The organism is Paraburkholderia kururiensis (genome assembly GCF_034424375.1).
Lineage (GTDB): Bacteria > Pseudomonadota > Gammaproteobacteria > Burkholderiales > Burkholderiaceae > Paraburkholderia > Paraburkholderia kururiensis_A.
On the sequence record NZ_CP139965.1, the window covers coordinates 5,578,266 to 5,593,926 of the forward strand.

Genomic DNA, 15,661 nt, shown 5'->3' on the forward strand with positions numbered 1-15,661 from the left:
CGGGCGTACGATCGCGCTCGCCGAGTCTCATTGCCCCAGCAGTCGCTGCAGCAGCTCGGTGGCGTTCCCCGTTTCATACTTGCGCATGAGCCGCGCACGGTACACGTCGACCGTGCGCGAGCTGATATCCAGAATTCGCCCGATCTGCTTGCTCGTCTTGCCCGTGACGAGCTGAGCAGCAATCTCGCGCTCGCGTGGCGTGAGTTCTACCGCCACGCGGCGTGTGGCGCTGAGGTCCTCGAAGGTCCATACGCCCGCTGCGTGCGGCTCGGCGCGGTTCAGCGAGCGTCCCGTCACGTGGCACCAGAAGAGCTCGCCGTCGGCGCGCTTCATGATGCGGTCGTCCGCGTAGCTGCCTTGCGCCGTCATGATGGGCGGGATGCGCGCGCCGATGCGCTCGAACTCGTCGGCCGACGGATACAGCACCTGAAACGACTGTCCGATGAGCGATTCGCGCCGGCAGCGGAAGATCGCCGCGAGTTCGTCGTTGCAGTCTTCGATGATGCGATCGCGCGCGAGCACGAGGCCGATCGGCGCAAGATGGAAGGCGGTCTGGTAGTCGAGCGAACGTTGGTCGGGCATGGGCGGGGCCGCCACGGTGGTGAGGTTACTTATGTATTTTTGCGTATTGTGCCGCAACGCCGCAGCATCGTACCCTTTGCGGCAAACGAGAAGAGCGTGGCGAACGTTGCTGTGCAAGGGCGTCGCGCCAGCGTGAGGCGCACGGCCGGATGTCCATTCGGCCTGCTGCAACGGCATGCCGACGTGTGGCTAGAATGGCGTTTGCCGACTGGCTGCCGGCAAGCTTTGCCGCGCACCGCGCCGATCCGGTTTTCGGGTTTCCATTGAGGAAGGGACAAACTGATGAACAAGGTCTATGGGAGCGCGGCTGCCGCGCTCGAGGGCATCGTCAAGGACGGGCAGACGTTCGCCGTGGGCGGCTTCGGCCTGTGCGGCATTCCGGAGGCGCTGATCGGCGCGCTGCGCGATTCGGGCGTCAAGGGCATCACCTGCATCAGCAACAACGCGGGGGTGGATGGCTTCGGCCTCGGCCTGCTGCTGGAAACGCGGCAGATCAGGAAGATGATCTCGTCGTACGTGGGCGAGAACAAGGAGTTCGAGCGGCAGTACCTCGCGGGCGAACTGGAGCTCGAATTTACGCCGCAAGGCACGCTCGCCGAAAAACTGCGCGCGGGCGGCGCCGGCATTCCGGCCTTCTTCACCAACACCGGCTACGGCACGCTGATCGCCGAGGGCAAGGAAACCCGCCAGTTCGGCGAGAACCACTACGTGCTCGAGCATTCGCTCACCGCCGACGTCGCGCTCGTGAAGGCGTGGAAGGCGGACAAGGCCGGCAACCTCGTCTATCGCCGCACGGCACGCAACTTCAACCCGATGTGCGCGATGGCCGGCCGCATCACGGTGGCCGAGGTCGAGGAGATCGTCGAGACGGGCGAACTCGATCCGGATGCGATCCACACGCCCGGCATCTTCGTGCAGCGCATCGTGCTCAATGCGCATCCGGAAAAACGCATCGAACAACGCGTCGTGCGCGCAAAAGGAGTCTGACCATGGCATGGAATCGCGATGAAATGGCCGCGCGCGCGGCGAAGGAATTGCAGGACGGTTTCTATGTGAACCTCGGTATCGGTCTGCCGACGCTGGTCGCGAACCACGTGCCCGCGGGCGTCGAGGTGTGGCTGCAGTCGGAGAACGGGCTGCTCGGCATCGGACCGTCGCCCACGGAAGAGGAAGTGGACGCTGACCTCATCAACGCAGGCAAGCAGACGGTGACGACGCTGCCCGGGTCGTCGATCTTCTCGTCGGCGGACTCGTTTGCCATGATCCGCGGCGGTCACATCAATCTGGCGATCCTCGGCGCCATGCAGGTGAGCAAGAACGGCGACCTCGCGAACTGGATGATTCCGGGCAAGATGATCAAGGGCATGGGCGGCGCGATGGACCTCGTGGCCGGCGTGAAGCGCGTGGTCGTGCTGATGGAGCACGTGGCGAAAGGCGATCAGCACAAGATCGTCGATGAATGCTCGCTGCCGCTCACCGGCGTGGGCGTGGTGGACCGCATCATCACCGACCTCGGCGTGATAGACGTGACCGCAGACGGTTTGCGGCTTGCCGAACTCGCGCCTGGCGTGACGGTGGACGAGATCGCCGCGAAGACCGGCGCACCACTCGACGTGAGCGCGGTGAGCTGAGCGGCATCACCGTTGCGGCGAAAGCGGCCTGATGGGTGGGGCGCAGTGGCTCGGCGGCTTGCAGGCAGGACTGTGTGAGGCTCGGTCGCTGAAACATGGCCCTCGTCCTGCACATCGATGGGAAGCGGGCGGAACGTTCGTAAAGGGCGTTTCGCCCGCGGTGTTTTGGCGCCGCCGTGTGCGTAACACGCGTCGCGTTTCTCCCGAAAATCGCGTTTGCGCCTTTCGCTGACGTCTACAATCGGGCTCATGCCGCCGGCGTTGCAACACGCCCGGGCCCCGACCGTCTTCTGCCAGGACAGGACCTCACGATGACCGCCACGTCTACCGCCTTCCGTCAGCGCTACGTTCAATGCATCAGCCCGGGTGGCCTGCACCGCATGGCCTATACCGAATGGGGCGACCCCACGAATCCGCGCGTGCTCGTCTGCGTGCATGGGCTCACGCGTTCAGGTCGCGACTTCGATCGGCTCGCGGCCGCAATGAGCGACACCTATCGCGTGGTGTGTCCCGACGTCGTGGGCCGCGGCCTGTCGTCGTGGCTTGCCGATCCGATGGGCTACGGCATTGCGCAGTACGTGGCCGACATGGTCACGCTGATTGCACGCACAGGCGCGGAAAAGGTCGACTGGTTCGGCACGTCGATGGGTGGACTGATCGGACTCGCATTGGCCGGCCTGCCCGATTCGCCCATCGGCAAGATGATCGTCAACGACGTCGGTCCTCATATCGAACCGCAGGCGCTGGCGCGCATCGGCGAATATCTCGGCAAACCCGGGCACTTCGAGACGCTGCAGCAAGGCATCGATTACGCCGCGCTGCTCGCGCAGTCGTTCGGCCCACTCACGCAAGAGGAGTGGCGCGAGATCAACACGCCGCTCCTGCACGAGGTGGACGGCGCCTGGGTATTCCGTTACGACCCGCGTATCGCGCAGCCGTTCGGCGCGACGACGCCCGAGCAGAACGCGCTGGGCGAATCGATACTCTGGCGCTCGCTTGCGGCCTTCCCGGGGCCCATGCTTGTCGTGCGCGGCGAGCAGTCGGACCTGCTTTCGCGTGAAACGGTGGCGCGGATGGTGAGCGAAGGGAAGGCCGTCACGAGCGTGGAAATTCCAGGCGCGGGCCATGCGCCCGCTTTTCTTGCACCTGACCAGATAGCCATTGCGCGACGTTTCCTGATCGCCTGAGCCGCGCCCGGGTCATAATATGCGACTGCATGCCTGCGCGAAGCAGGCGGCCGCGCATGGCGCCGTGTCATGCGGCGGCGTGCCGTCTTTACCACACCAACAGGAAACCTTATGGCAGTCATTCGTCACCACATCGGCCCGCGTCTTTCCGAAATCGCCGTGCACAACGGTACCGTGTACCTGGCCGGCCAGATCGCCGAAGACACGAAGCAGGACATCACCGGTCAGACCCGCGAGGTGCTGGCCCATATCGACCGCCTGCTCGCCGAAGTGAACAGCGACAAGTCGCATCTGCTTTCGGTACAGATCTTCATCTCCGACATGGCCAATTTTCCCGGCATGAACGCCGTGTGGGACACGTGGGTCGCGCCTGGCGCCACGCCGCCGCGCGCGACCGTGGAAGCGAAGCTCGCGAACCCGGAGTGCCTCGTGGAGGTGGTCGTGGTGGCGGCGCAGCGTAGCTGATATTCGGCGGGGCGGCCCGCGGCGCAAGCCGCTGCGGTTGGCTGCCCGGCAATTGTCCGCGCGGCGGCTTTTGCTGCCGCACGGCGATTTCATCGTTCGGGCCCGGCACGGTTGCCGGGCCAAAGCATCATGACTAGCGACAATCTCCCCACCACCACGAATCCGGCCCCGTCGATCGACGACGCGCTCGCGTTCGTGCGCGAGACGGCCGGCGAGGCGCGGCTGCCGTCCGGCGAACGGCTGATCGAGCATGCGGCGGGGACGGCGTCGATCATGGGCAAGCTCAACGTCGACCCGCCCGCGGTGCTGGCGGCGGCGCTCTTCGCGCTCACGCCGTATCTGTCGGATCCCGAGCGCATTCTGGCCGAGCGCTTCGGCGAAGAGGTCTCGCAGCTCGTTGCCGACGTGCGCAAATTGCTGAGGCTTGGCACCGTCAGCATGCGCGCTGCACAGAACACGATGCCCGAGGCGGGCCGCGATGCGCAGGCCGCGCGTCGCGCGCAGGTCGAAGCGCTGCGCAAGATGCTGCTCGCGTTTGCACAGGACATCCGTGTCGTGCTGATCCGGCTCGCGTCGCGGTTGCAGTCGCTGCGCTACTACGCGGCGAACAAACTGACGCCATCCCCCGACGTGGCGCGCGAGACGCTCGAAATCTACGCGCCGCTCGCGAACCGGCTCGGCATCTGGCAACTGAAGTGGGAACTCGAAGACCTCGCGTTCCGCTTCGAGGAGCCCGAGACCTACAAGCGCATCGCGAAGCTGCTCGACGAGAAGCGCGTGGAGCGCGAGAGCTACGTCACGCAGGCCATCGACCGCCTGCGCGCGGAGCTTGCCGCCGCGCACATCGACGCGGAAGTGTCGGGGCGGCCGAAGCACATCTACAGCATCTGGCGCAAGATGCGCGGCAAGGAACTCGATTTCGCCGAGCTCTACGACGTACGCGCGTTTCGCGTCATCGTGCCCGACATCAAGGATTGCTACACCGTGCTCGGCATCGTGCACAACCTGTGGCAACCGGTGCCGAGAGAGTTCGACGACTACATCTCCCGGCCGAAGCCGAACGGCTACAAGTCGCTGCATACCGTCGTGATCGGCGACGACGGACGCGCGTTCGAAGTGCAGATCCGCACGCACGAGATGCATCAGTTCGCGGAATACGGCGTGGCTGCGCACTGGCGCTACAAGGAAGCGGGCGTGCGAGGCTACGGCGGCCAGTTCAGCGCGAGCGACCGCTATGACGAGAAGATCGCGTGGCTGCGCCAGTTGCTCGCCTGGAAAGACGACGTGTCGGACGGCCGCCAGCCGTGGGACCAGTTGCGCCAGGCCACCTTCGAAGACGACCACATTTACGTGATGACGCCGCAGGCGCGCGTGATCGCACTGCCGCAGGGCGCCACGCCGGTCGACTTCGCGTACCACCTCCACAGCGAGCTGGGACACCGCTGCCGCGGCGTGCGCGTCGACGGCGCGATGGTGCCGCTCAACACGCCGCTGCAGAATGGCCAGACGGTCGAGGTCATCGCGGTGAAAGAGGGCGGACCGTCACGCGACTGGCTCAATCCGCAGCTCGGCTATCTGCAAAGCCCGCGTGCGCGTCAGAAGGTGCGCGCGTGGTTCAACGCGATCGAGCACGAAGAAAACATCGCAGCCGGCCGCGCGATGGTGGAAAAGACGCTGCAGCGCGAGGGCAAGACCTCGGTCAATCTGGATCAGCTCGCGGCCAAGCTCGGCTTCAAGTCGACCGACGATCTGTTCTCCATGGTCGGCAAGGAAGAGTTCAGTCTGCGCCAGATCGAGCAGGCCTTGCACGACGCGCCGCCGCCGGAGCCGGAAGCGGAAACGCCCGAACAGATCACGAAGCGCGCGAGCGGCGCGAGCGTGGCGCATGGCGCGTCCACCGGCGTGCTCGTGGTGGGCGTGGATGCGCTGCTCACGCAGCTCGCGCGATGCTGCCGTCCGGCGCCGCCCGACGACATCAGCGGCTTCGTCACGCGCGGCAAAGGCATGTCGATCCATCGTACGGACTGCCCTACGTTTCGTCGCATGGCCGAGCGCTCGCCTGAGCGCGTGCTGCAGACCACGTGGTCCGCGGATGTGCTGAATGGGCGCGGGCAGTCCGTTTATCCCGTCGATCTCGCGATCGAGGCGACCGACCGCCAGGGCTTGCTGCGTGACATCTCCGAAGTATTCGCGCGCGAGAAGATCAACGTGATCGGCGTAAAGACGCAATCGCGGCGCAATGCGGCTTTCATGCAGTTCACCGTGGAGGTATCGAGCGCGGCGCAGATTCAGCGTGCCTGCACGCTGTTGGGAGAAGTGCAGGGCGTGGTGCGGGCCGCGCGCAAGGCATGAGACGTTTTCATGTCGGCACATAAAAGTGCTTGCCAAGTGTTCCGGTACTCCATATAATTTCAGCTTCTTCAGGCTCGTAGCTCAGCTGGTTAGAGCACCACCTTGACATGGTGGGGGTCGTTGGTTCGAGTCCAATCGAGCCTACCAACGAAATCGGAAGCCTGGTCATGCATCGGGTTTCAGGCGGTATCAGCAGTAGTACAAACGGCAGTGCACGCGCTCTTGCGCATAAGGCGAATACGGTTATGACACCGCGAACGTTTACCGATACTACTTCGGAGCGACGCTAGTCGAGGACCACTTTCGCCTCTGTATTTCGCCGTGTAGTCTGGTTCGAAATGTGAATGCGGCCCCTCGAAAGCGGGGCCGCATTTTTTTTGCCCTGATTTCGTTGCCGGTCCGCGTAGGGTTTTTGTCTTTTACCTGTTGACGTGCCGCCGGCCGGCACATGGAGAACGCAATGGTTTCGATACGTCTGCCCGACGGTTCGGTTCGACAGTACGATCATCCCGTGACGGTCGCCGAGGTGGCTGCGTCGATTGGGCCCGGTCTCGCGAAGGCGGCGCTTGGCGGCAAGGTCGACGGCGAACTCGTCGATACGTCGGCGCTCATCGATCACGACGCGTCGCTTGCGATCGTCACGGAGAAGGACACGGACGGTCTCGACATCATCCGCCACTCCACGGCACACCTGCTGGCCTACGCGGTGAAGGAGCTTTACCCGGAGGCGCAGGTCACGATCGGGCCGGTGATCGACAACGGCTTCTATTACGACTTCGCGTACAGCCGTCCTTTTACGCCCGAGGATCTCGAGAAGATCGAGAAGCGCATGCAGGAGCTCGCGAAGAAGGACGAGCCGGTCACGCGCCGCGTCGTCTCGCGCGACGAGGCGGTCGACTACTTCAAGAGCATCGGCGAGAAGTACAAGGCGGAGATCATCGAATCGATTCCCGCGAGCGACGAGATCAAGCTCTATTCGCACGGCGGCTTCACGGACCTTTGCCGCGGCCCGCACGTGCCGTCCACGGGCAAGCTGAAGGTCTTCAAGCTCATGAAGGTGGCCGGCGCCTATTGGCGCGGCGATGCGAAGAACGAGCAGCTGCAGCGCATCTACGGCACGGCCTGGGCGAAGAAGGAAGAACAGGACGCGTATCTGCACATGCTCGAAGAGGCGGAAAAGCGCGATCACCGCAAGCTCGGCAAGCAGCTCGACCTGTTCCACATGCAGGACGAGTCCCCGGGCATGGTGTTCTGGCATCCGCGCGGCTGGACGCTCTGGCAGCAGGTGGAGCAGTACATGCGCCGCCGTGTCGCCGAGGCGGGCTACCTCGAAATCAAGACGCCGATGATCATGGACCGCTCGCTCTGGGAGGCGTCCGGCCACTGGCAGAACTATCGTGAAAACATGTTCACGACGGAATCGGAAAAGCGCGACTACGCCATCAAGCCGATGAACTGCCCCGGTCACGTGCAGGTGTTCAATCACGGCCTGCGGTCATACCGCGATCTGCCGCTGCGTTATGCGGAATTCGGCTCGTGCCATCGCAACGAGGCGTCGGGTGCGCTGCATGGGCTGATGCGTGTGCGCGGCTTCGTGCAGGACGACGCACACATCTTCTGCACGGAAGACCAGTTCATCAGCGAGTCGATTGCCTTCAACACGCTGGCCATGAGCGTGTACAAGGATTTCGGTTTCGATCACATCGACATCAAGCTGTCGCTGCGCCCGGATTCGCGTGCCGGCACGGACGAAACGTGGGATCGCGCCGAGGACGGCCTGCGCCGCGCGCTCACGGCCTGCGGCGTGAGCTGGGAAGAACTGCCTGGCGAGGGCGCGTTTTATGGGCCCAAGGTCGAATATCACATCAAGGACGCACTCGGCCGCTCGTGGCAGTGCGGCACGTTGCAGCTCGATATGGTGCTGCCCGAGCGTCTTGGCGCGGAGTATGTGGCCGAGGACAACAGCCGCCGGCGCCCGATCATGCTGCACCGGGCAATCCTCGGATCAATGGAGCGCTTCCTTGGCATCCTGATCGAGCACCATGCCGGCGCGATGCCCGTCTGGCTGGCTCCGATGCAGGCGGTGGTGATGAATATTGCCGAAAGTCAGGCCGAATACGCGCAAAAACTGGCCCAAACGTTGCAAAAACAAGGGGTTAGAGTAGAGGCCGATTTGCGCAACGAGAAAATTAGCTATAAAATACGCGAACACACGCTCGAAAAGGTCCCGTACCTGCTGGTGGTCGGCGACAAGGAGCGTGAAGCGCAAACGGTAGCCGTGCGTGCCCGTGGCGGCGTCGATCTGGGTGTGATGCCGGTCGATGCCTTCGTTGAACGCCTGCGTGAAGACCTGCAGTCGTTCAGGTAAGCCACCTGGCAGCGCGGCTCGTTTTTTTAATTTTTAGAGGAAACGTAACATCGCTACTGAAAAGTCGCATCGCATCAACGGCGAAATTACCGCGCCCGAGGTGCGTCTCGTCGGAGTCGATAACGAGCCGCTCGGCATCGTGAAGCTTGCAGAAGCTTTCCGTCTGTCGGAACAACAGGATCTCGACCTAGTAGAAATTGCCCCGCAGGCAGTGCCTCCGGTGTGCCGCCTGATGGACTATGGCAAGTTCAAGTACCAGGAAGCGAAGAAGCAGCACGAGGCGAAGCTCAAGCAAAAGGTCATCCAGGTCAAGGAAGTGAAGTTCCGCCCGGGAACCGATGACGGCGATTACCACGTCAAGCTGCGCAACCTCGTCCGCTTCCTCGAAGACGGCGACAAGACGAAGATCACGTTGCGTTTCCGTGGCCGCGAAATGGCTCACCAGGAAATCGGTATGCGCATGCTGGAGCGCCTGCGTACCGATCTCGAAGAGGTGGGGCAGGTCGAGCAGATGCCGAAAATGGAAGGGCGCCAGATGATCATGGTGCTCGCTCCCAAAAAGAAGAAGTAAGCGCAAGGCAAGCGCGATGTGTCGCAAGGCGTGTCGCTGCCGTGCGAAGCAGGTTAGTGCGCGTATCGCCTTCGGGCGGTTCGTGCAGGCAGGTTCCGGAACGGCGCCCGCACTCTGTGTCGATCCTGGTGATCGGTACGGCGACGGGCGCTTTTCCTGAAAGCGGCGGCCAGTGTCATCGGCCAGCTGCATACCAAGTGGAGTGGGTTTCGAAGGGCGGGTGAAGGGCAAACGATAGTCCCGGGCTTTTACCTCGGGCGGTCGCGAGCCAACCGCACACCCATGTCCATCAAATAATGGAGTTGTTTGTCATGCCCAAGATGAAGACCAAGAAGAGCGCTGCGAAGCGCTTCGTGGTGCGTCCGGGTGGTACCGTCAAGCGCGGTCAAGCCTTCAAGCGCCACATCCTGACGAAGAAGACCACCAAGAACAAGCGGCACCTGCGTGGCGCTACGGCCGTTCACGATTCCGATCTGAACTCCGTGCGCGCAATGCTGCCGTTCGCGTAACCCTCAACCGATACTCATAGGAGCGAAACATGCCTCGAGTCAAACGTGGGGTTACCGCACGGGCCCGTCACAAGAAGATCATCAAGCTGGCCAAGGGTTACCGCGGCCGTCGCAATAACGTCTATCGCATCGCCAAGCAGGCGGTCATGCGCGCAGGGCAGTATGCCTACCGCGACCGCCGCAACAAGAAGCGTGTGTTCCGCGCACTGTGGATCACGCGTATCAACGCGGCGGTGCGTCAGCACGACATGACGTACAGCGTGTTCATCAACGGCTTGAAGAAGGCGTCGATCGAACTCGACCGCAAGGTGCTGGCCGACATGGCTGTGTTCGACAAGGCTGCTTTTGCTGCTGTCGTCCAGCAGGTGAAAGCCGCCGTTGCGGCCTGATCGCTGACGAGGCGTTCAGGTATTGCGTGGTTGGTTGCAGCGAACAATCCGGCTTGCCGGTGACGCTGCAACAAAAACGGGGCTCCTCACCGAGCCCCGTTTTTGTTGGTCGAGCCAGTCGCGCGTGGGTGCCGAACCGGTCGCATTCCGGTCCGCTACGCCCGTACTACAGACACTGAAACACTGACGTTGAAACGATGGGACCAATGGATCTGGACCAGATTGTCGCTGACGCGCAAAGCGCCTTTGCCGAGGCGCCCGATGTCAACACGCTCGAAAACGAGAAGGCGCGCTTTCTCGGCAAATCGGGTGTTCTCACGGAGCGCCTGAAGGGGTTGGGCAAGCTCGATCCCGAAACGCGCAAGACCGAAGGCGCACGCATCAACGTCGCGAAGCAGCAGGTGGAAGCGGCGCTGACGGCACGCCGTCAGGCCCTCGCCGAAGCGCTGCTGAACCAGCGGCTTGCCGCCGAAGCTATCGACGTCACGCTGCCCGGCCGTGGCATGGGCGCAGGCAGCCTTCATCCGGTGATGCAAACGTGGGAGCGTGTCGAGCGGATCTTCGGCTCGATCGGCTTCGACGTGGCCGACGGTCCCGAGATCGAGACCGACTGGTACAACTTCACGGCACTCAACAGCCCCGAGAATCATCCGGCGCGCTCCATGCAGGACACGTTCTACGTGGACGGCAAGGACAAGGACGGTCGCCCGCTGCTGCTGCGCACGCATACCAGCCCCATGCAGGTTCGCTACGCGCGCAATCACACGCCGCCCATCAAGGTGATCGTTCCGGGCCGCACGTATCGCGTGGACAGCGACGCGACGCACTCGCCGATGTTCAACCAGGTGGAAGGGCTGTGGATCGACGAGAACATTAGCTTCGCGGACCTTAAGGGCGTCTACACCGATTTCCTCAAGAAGTTCTTCGAGCGCGACGACATCCTGGTGCGCTTCCGCCCGTCCTACTTTCCGTTCACCGAACCCTCCGCTGAAATCGACATGATGTTCGAGCAAGGCAAGAACGCCGGCAAATGGCTGGAGATCTCGGGTTCGGGGCAGGTACATCCCACCGTGATCCGCAACATGGGACTCGACCCGGAGCGCTATATCGGCTTTGCGTTCGGCAGCGGTCTCGAGCGTCTGACCATGCTGCGTTACGGCGTGCAGGACCTGCGTCTGTTCTTCGAAAACGACCTGCGCTTCCTGAAGCAATTTGCCTGACCCGCGATACGACCGAGCGGCTGCGCCCGTGCACCTCTGGCCGCGCCGCCCACCAGCCGGCCGCGCTGCAACGAGGCGAGTCGCGCGGCGCCGTGCTCCTAACCTGTTGGAACGTACAGACTCATGCAATTCCCGGAATCCTGGCTCAGAACCTTTGTCGATCCGCAGCTCACCACCGAAGAGCTGTCCCATGCGCTGACGATGGCCGGTCTCGAGGTCGAGGGGCTGCGCCCGGCTGCGCCGCCCACGTCGCAGATTGTGGTGGGGCGCGTGCTGGACGTGGTCAAGCATCCGGACGCGGACAAGCTCAACGTGTGTCAGGTCGACGCCGGCACGGGCGCGACGCTGAACATCGTCTGCGGCGCGCCCAATGTGGCGCCCGGCATCAAGGTGCCCGTCGCGCTGGTGGGCGCGCAGTTGCCGCCGGCGGAAGAGGGCGGTGCGCCGTTCGCCATCAAGCTCTCGAAGCTGCGCGGCGTGGAGAGCCAGGGCATGCTGTGCTCGGCGCGTGAGCTGAAGCTCTCGGAAGATCACAGCGGCCTGTTGATCCTGCCGGAAGACACGCCGATCGGTCAGGACATCCGCGAAGCGCTCAATCTCGACGACACCGTTTTCGAAATCAAGCTCACGCCGAACAAGGCCGATTGTCTGTCCGTCTTCGGTATCGCGCGCGAGACGGCGGCCATCACCGGTGCGCCGCTGAAGGCGCCGCAGTTCAGGGCCGCCCAGGTGAAGCTCGCCGATACGCTGCCGGTCAGCGTCTCCGCGCCCGATCTGTGCGGCCGCTTCTCGGGCCGTGTGATCCGCGGCGTGAACGCGCGCGCGAAGACCCCGCAATGGATGGTGGACCGGCTCGAGCGTTCGGGCCAGCGCAGCATCTCGGCGCTCGTCGACATCTCGAACTACGTGATGCTCGAACTCGGCCGGCCTTCGCACGTGTTCGACCTCGACAAGATCCACGGTTCGATGGACGTGCGCTGGGGCCGCAAGGGCGAGACGCTCAAGCTCCTGAACGGCAACACCATCGAAGTGGACGAGACGGTCGGCGTGATTGCCGACGATCACCAGATCGAAAGCCTCGCGGGCATCATGGGCGGCGACAGCACCGCCGTCACGCTCGATACGACGAACATCTACCTCGAAGCCGCCTTCTGGTGGCCGGACAGCATTCGCGGGCGCTCGCGCCGCTTCAATTTCTCCACCGACGCGGGGCATCGCTTCGAACGCGGCGTGGACTGGTCCACGACGGTCGAGCACATCGAGTACCTCACGCAGCTCATTCTCGATATCTGCGGTGGCGAGGCCGGTCCGGTCGACGACCAGGTGGTCAATGTGCCGAAGCGCGAGCCGGTGAAGATGCGCGTGTCGCGCGCGAACCGGATCATCGGCGTGCAGATCGGCGCTGACGAGATCGCGCAGATTTTCACGCGCCTCGGTCTTGCCTTCGAAAGCGACGGCGAGACGTTTTCGGTGACGCCGCCCGCGTATCGCTTCGACATCGAGATCGAGGAAGACCTGATCGAGGAAGTCGCGCGCATCTACGGTTTCGAAAAGATTCCGGCGCGTCCGCCGGTTGCGGCGAACGTCATGCGTCCGACTCACGAGACGCAACGCTCCGTGCACGACATTCGCCACGCGCTTGCCGCGCGCGACTACGCGGAGACGGTGAACTTCAGCTTCGTGGACGCCGAATGGGAGCAGGACTTCGCCGGCAACGACAAGCCCGTGCGTCTTCTGAATCCCATCGCGAGCCAGCTTTCCGTGATGCGCACCACGTTGTTCGGCAGCCTGATCGGCGTGCTGCGGTACAACCTCAACCGGCGCGCCGAACGCATTCGCGTGTTCGAGGTGGGCCGCGTGTTTCTGCACGATGCCTCCATTGCGTCGAGCGAAATGACGGTGGAAGGCTTTGCGCAACCGAAGATGGTCGGCGCGCTCGCGTATGGCCCCGCTGCGGACGAGCAATGGGCGTTGCCCACGCGTGCCGTCGATTTCTTCGACGTGAAGGGCGACCTCGAAGCGTTGCTCTCGCCCACCGTGGCGCGCTTCGTCAAGGCCGGGCACCCGGCGTTGCATCCGGGGCGCTGCGCGCGCATCGAAGTGGACGGGCGGGCGGTGGGCTGGATCGGCGAACTGCATCCGCGCTGGATGCAGAAGTACGATCTGCCGCACGCGCCGATCCTGTTCGAGGTCGAAGCGCAGGCGCTCATGCAGCGTGCGCTGCCGAGCCCCACGGAAGTGTCGAAATTCCCGCCCGTGCGTCGTGATATCGCGCTCGTGGTCGACCAGAAAATCGAGGTTCAGGCGCTGCTTGACGAGATGCAAAAGGCCCTTCAGGAAGGGCCTGCGAAGATCGTCCAGAGGGTTGCATTGTTCGACGAATTTCGTGCAAAATCAAACACTTCCAGTGATATGGCTGCGCACGAGAAAAGCCTTGCCTTCCGGGTGACCTTGCAAGATACTGGCGGGACCCTTCAGGACGAAACGGTCGATCAGGCCATCAAGTCTCTGGTGGATCGCCTGGCTCGAGTCTATGGCGCCCGGTTGCGCGGATAACCGAAACGGCAATTCGCGCATAGCAGCTTACTGGTTCGCGCGCCATTCATAGCTACATGAACGAAATGAACTCGAGCGATTTCGAAGCCCTTCTTGCGGCGCAACGCAGCGCCATGATTCGCGACATCCCGACATCACCGGCCCCCGCTTCCACGGAGACGCCTACGCTTACGAAGGCTGAACTCGCCGAATTGCTGTTCGACAATGTCGGGCTCAATAAGCGCGAAGCGAAGGACATGGTGGAAGCGTTCTTCGAGGTGATCCGCGATGCGCTGGAAAGTGGCGAGAGCGTGAAGCTCTCGGGCTTCGGCAACTTTCAGTTGCGCGACAAGCCGCAGCGTCCCGGTCGCAATCCGAAAACCGGCGAGGCCATTCCGATTGCCGCACGTCGAGTCGTCACGTTCCACGCAAGCCAGAAGCTGAAGGCGCTCGTCGAGAACGGCGCCGACACGAGCTACGCGCGCAACTAAGGGTTGTAGCCCGGCGTTATGCGACGCCGCGGCAGGCACCTTCGCAGCACCTCCACCAACACCACGACGGCTAACCGGCGATGACAGCGACATCTGAAAAAGTCGTCTTGCCTCCGATTCCCGCGAAGCGTTACTTCACGATTGGGGAGGTCAGCGAGTTGTGCGGCGTGAAGCCGCATGTGCTGCGGTATTGGGAGCAAGAATTCACGCAACTGAAGCCTGTGAAGCGGCGCGGCAACCGACGCTACTATCAGCATCATGAAGTGCTGCTGATTCGCCGGATTCGCGAGCTGCTTTACGAGCAGGGGTTCACCATCAATGGTGCACGCAACCGGCTCGACTCGCGCGGTGATGTGGTAGAAGAGTCCGTGCGCGAGATCGACGTGCAGGCGCTGGTCGCGTCGGGAAAGCCGGCGTCGAATGTCGATGTCGAGCAATTGCGTCGCGATCTGCTCAACGTGCTCGATGTGCTGAGCCATTAGCCGGACCGATGTTGCAGTAAGTTCGTACGTTAAGGTTCTAAACGTACAAACACTCTGTTATACTTTTGTGCTTTCGGGGCGTAGCGCAGCCTGGTAGCGTACCTGCATGGGGTGCAGGTGGTCGGAGGTTCAAATCCTCTCGCCCCGACCAGAACAAGCCCGCGTAATCAACAGGTTACGCGGGCTTCTCTTTTTGCGCTCTCGGGTATGTCGTCATTTTAGACAACGGTTGCCTTCCCGTTGCCTGTAACGACGCGCTCGTTTTGGCACCATTTTGCGCCGTTTTTGACACGGCGGAATGGTGGCGCTCAACGCCGCTTTGGTCACCGCGATGGCTCAGTCGAACAAGGGATCTGGAAACGGCCAGTCGTCCCAATCGAAATACGACTGCGGGGCAGTCGCATCGGGAACGCGAGATTCTAGCTTGAACGAACTTGTTCCTAGCTTGCCGCCACGGATGGTCTGTTGGATGGCAGACTCTTTCCATACGACGCCGAGTTGAGCCTCAAATGGCTCGCGCCCATATGCGCCTGAGTAAACGCCAATGAGCCTATTGCCCAAGCCGAAATATGTTTTCCCGAACCAGTCTGGATCGGTTTGTTTCACACCTTCTGGGAAAATCAGGCCCGACACTTGACCAAACACAGGTGACCCTGACATCCCGCGACGGGTCGCAGTATCGATAAGCGTCTTTGGTAGACCATCGACATCAGCTTGGGGCTCGGATGCGACGCTCGCCCTTTTCCACAGGGGAAGGTATTCGCCACCGTACATTCGCACAGGGAAACCGAGCACGAACGCATCACTTCCCACAGTGATTCCTTCCGCTGGCGTGCCCAATCGTTCACTGTTAGCTGGAATCAATGACGCGCCGCTGAA

At 62.8% G+C, this 15,661-nt stretch carries 15 protein-coding genes and 2 tRNA genes; 15 read left to right on the forward strand and 2 right to left on the reverse strand.

Features of this window, described 5'->3' with window-relative positions; all coding sequences use genetic code 11:
• Positions 1-27 precede the first annotated feature (27 nt).
• Positions 28-582, reverse strand: coding sequence for a LuxR C-terminal-related transcriptional regulator (locus tag U0042_RS24995; protein ID WP_114815439.1), 555 nt, complete (start codon positions 580-582; stop codon positions 28-30).
• A gap of 282 nt (positions 583-864) precedes the next feature.
• On the opposite strand from U0042_RS24995, the gene U0042_RS25000 reads away from it, so the two are divergent.
• From U0042_RS25000 to U0042_RS25070, 15 genes are all read left to right on the forward strand, one after another.
• Positions 865-1,569, forward strand: coding sequence for a CoA transferase subunit A (locus U0042_RS25000; protein WP_114815440.1), 705 nt, complete (start codon positions 865-867; stop codon positions 1,567-1,569).
• A gap of 2 nt (positions 1,570-1,571) precedes the next feature.
• The gene (locus U0042_RS25005; protein ID WP_114815441.1) at positions 1,572-2,213 is read left to right on the forward strand and encodes a CoA transferase subunit B; all 642 of its coding nucleotides are present in this window, start codon (positions 1,572-1,574) and stop codon (positions 2,211-2,213) included.
• Between the two features lie 311 nt (positions 2,214-2,524).
• Positions 2,525-3,400: an alpha/beta fold hydrolase gene (locus U0042_RS25010; RefSeq protein WP_114815442.1), complete on the forward strand. Its 876-nt coding sequence runs from the start codon at positions 2,525-2,527 to the stop codon at positions 3,398-3,400.
• Between the two features lie 111 nt (positions 3,401-3,511).
• Positions 3,512-3,865, forward strand: coding sequence for a RidA family protein (locus U0042_RS25015; protein WP_114815443.1), 354 nt, complete (start codon positions 3,512-3,514; stop codon positions 3,863-3,865).
• 129 nt (positions 3,866-3,994) lie between these two features.
• Positions 3,995-6,217, forward strand: a complete 2,223-nt coding sequence (locus U0042_RS25020; RefSeq protein ID WP_114815451.1) for a RelA/SpoT family protein — start codon at positions 3,995-3,997, stop codon at positions 6,215-6,217.
• Between the two features lie 70 nt (positions 6,218-6,287).
• A tRNA-Val gene (locus U0042_RS25025) sits at positions 6,288-6,364 on the forward strand.
• A 313-nt stretch (positions 6,365-6,677) separates the two neighbouring features.
• Positions 6,678-8,585 (forward strand): threonine--tRNA ligase, encoded by a 1,908-nt coding sequence (thrS, locus tag U0042_RS25030; protein ID WP_114815444.1) that lies wholly within the window; start codon positions 6,678-6,680, stop codon positions 8,583-8,585.
• A gap of 49 nt (positions 8,586-8,634) precedes the next feature.
• Positions 8,635-9,156, forward strand: coding sequence for a translation initiation factor IF-3 (gene infC / locus U0042_RS25035; protein WP_114815445.1), 522 nt, complete (start codon positions 8,635-8,637; stop codon positions 9,154-9,156).
• Between the two features lie 311 nt (positions 9,157-9,467).
• Complete coding sequence (rpmI, locus tag U0042_RS25040; protein WP_004191477.1) at positions 9,468-9,665, forward strand: 50S ribosomal protein L35; 198 nt, start codon at positions 9,468-9,470, stop codon at positions 9,663-9,665.
• Between the two features lie 29 nt (positions 9,666-9,694).
• Entirely contained in the window at positions 9,695-10,054 is a 360-nt protein-coding gene (gene rplT, locus U0042_RS25045; protein WP_017777778.1) for a 50S ribosomal protein L20, read from the forward strand.
• A 206-nt stretch (positions 10,055-10,260) separates the two neighbouring features.
• Positions 10,261-11,274: a phenylalanine--tRNA ligase subunit alpha gene (gene pheS / locus U0042_RS25050; protein WP_198665455.1), complete on the forward strand. Its 1,014-nt coding sequence runs from the start codon at positions 10,261-10,263 to the stop codon at positions 11,272-11,274.
• 123 nt (positions 11,275-11,397) lie between these two features.
• Positions 11,398-13,830, forward strand: a complete 2,433-nt coding sequence (gene pheT, locus U0042_RS25055; protein WP_114815447.1) for a phenylalanine--tRNA ligase subunit beta — start codon at positions 11,398-11,400, stop codon at positions 13,828-13,830.
• A gap of 56 nt (positions 13,831-13,886) precedes the next feature.
• Positions 13,887-14,300: an integration host factor subunit alpha gene (locus U0042_RS25060; RefSeq protein WP_114815448.1), complete on the forward strand. Its 414-nt coding sequence runs from the start codon at positions 13,887-13,889 to the stop codon at positions 14,298-14,300.
• Between the two features lie 80 nt (positions 14,301-14,380).
• A complete protein-coding gene (locus U0042_RS25065; protein WP_114815449.1) occupies positions 14,381-14,782 on the forward strand; it encodes a MerR family transcriptional regulator in 402 nt (133 codons plus the stop codon).
• A gap of 74 nt (positions 14,783-14,856) precedes the next feature.
• Positions 14,857-14,933: transfer RNA gene (locus U0042_RS25070), tRNA-Pro, on the forward strand.
• 185 nt (positions 14,934-15,118) lie between these two features.
• Here the strand turns inward: U0042_RS25070 and U0042_RS25075 are convergent.
• Entirely contained in the window at positions 15,119-15,646 is a 528-nt protein-coding gene (locus U0042_RS25075) for a hypothetical protein (protein ID WP_157977947.1), read from the reverse strand.
• Positions 15,647-15,661: the final 15 nt, after the last annotated feature.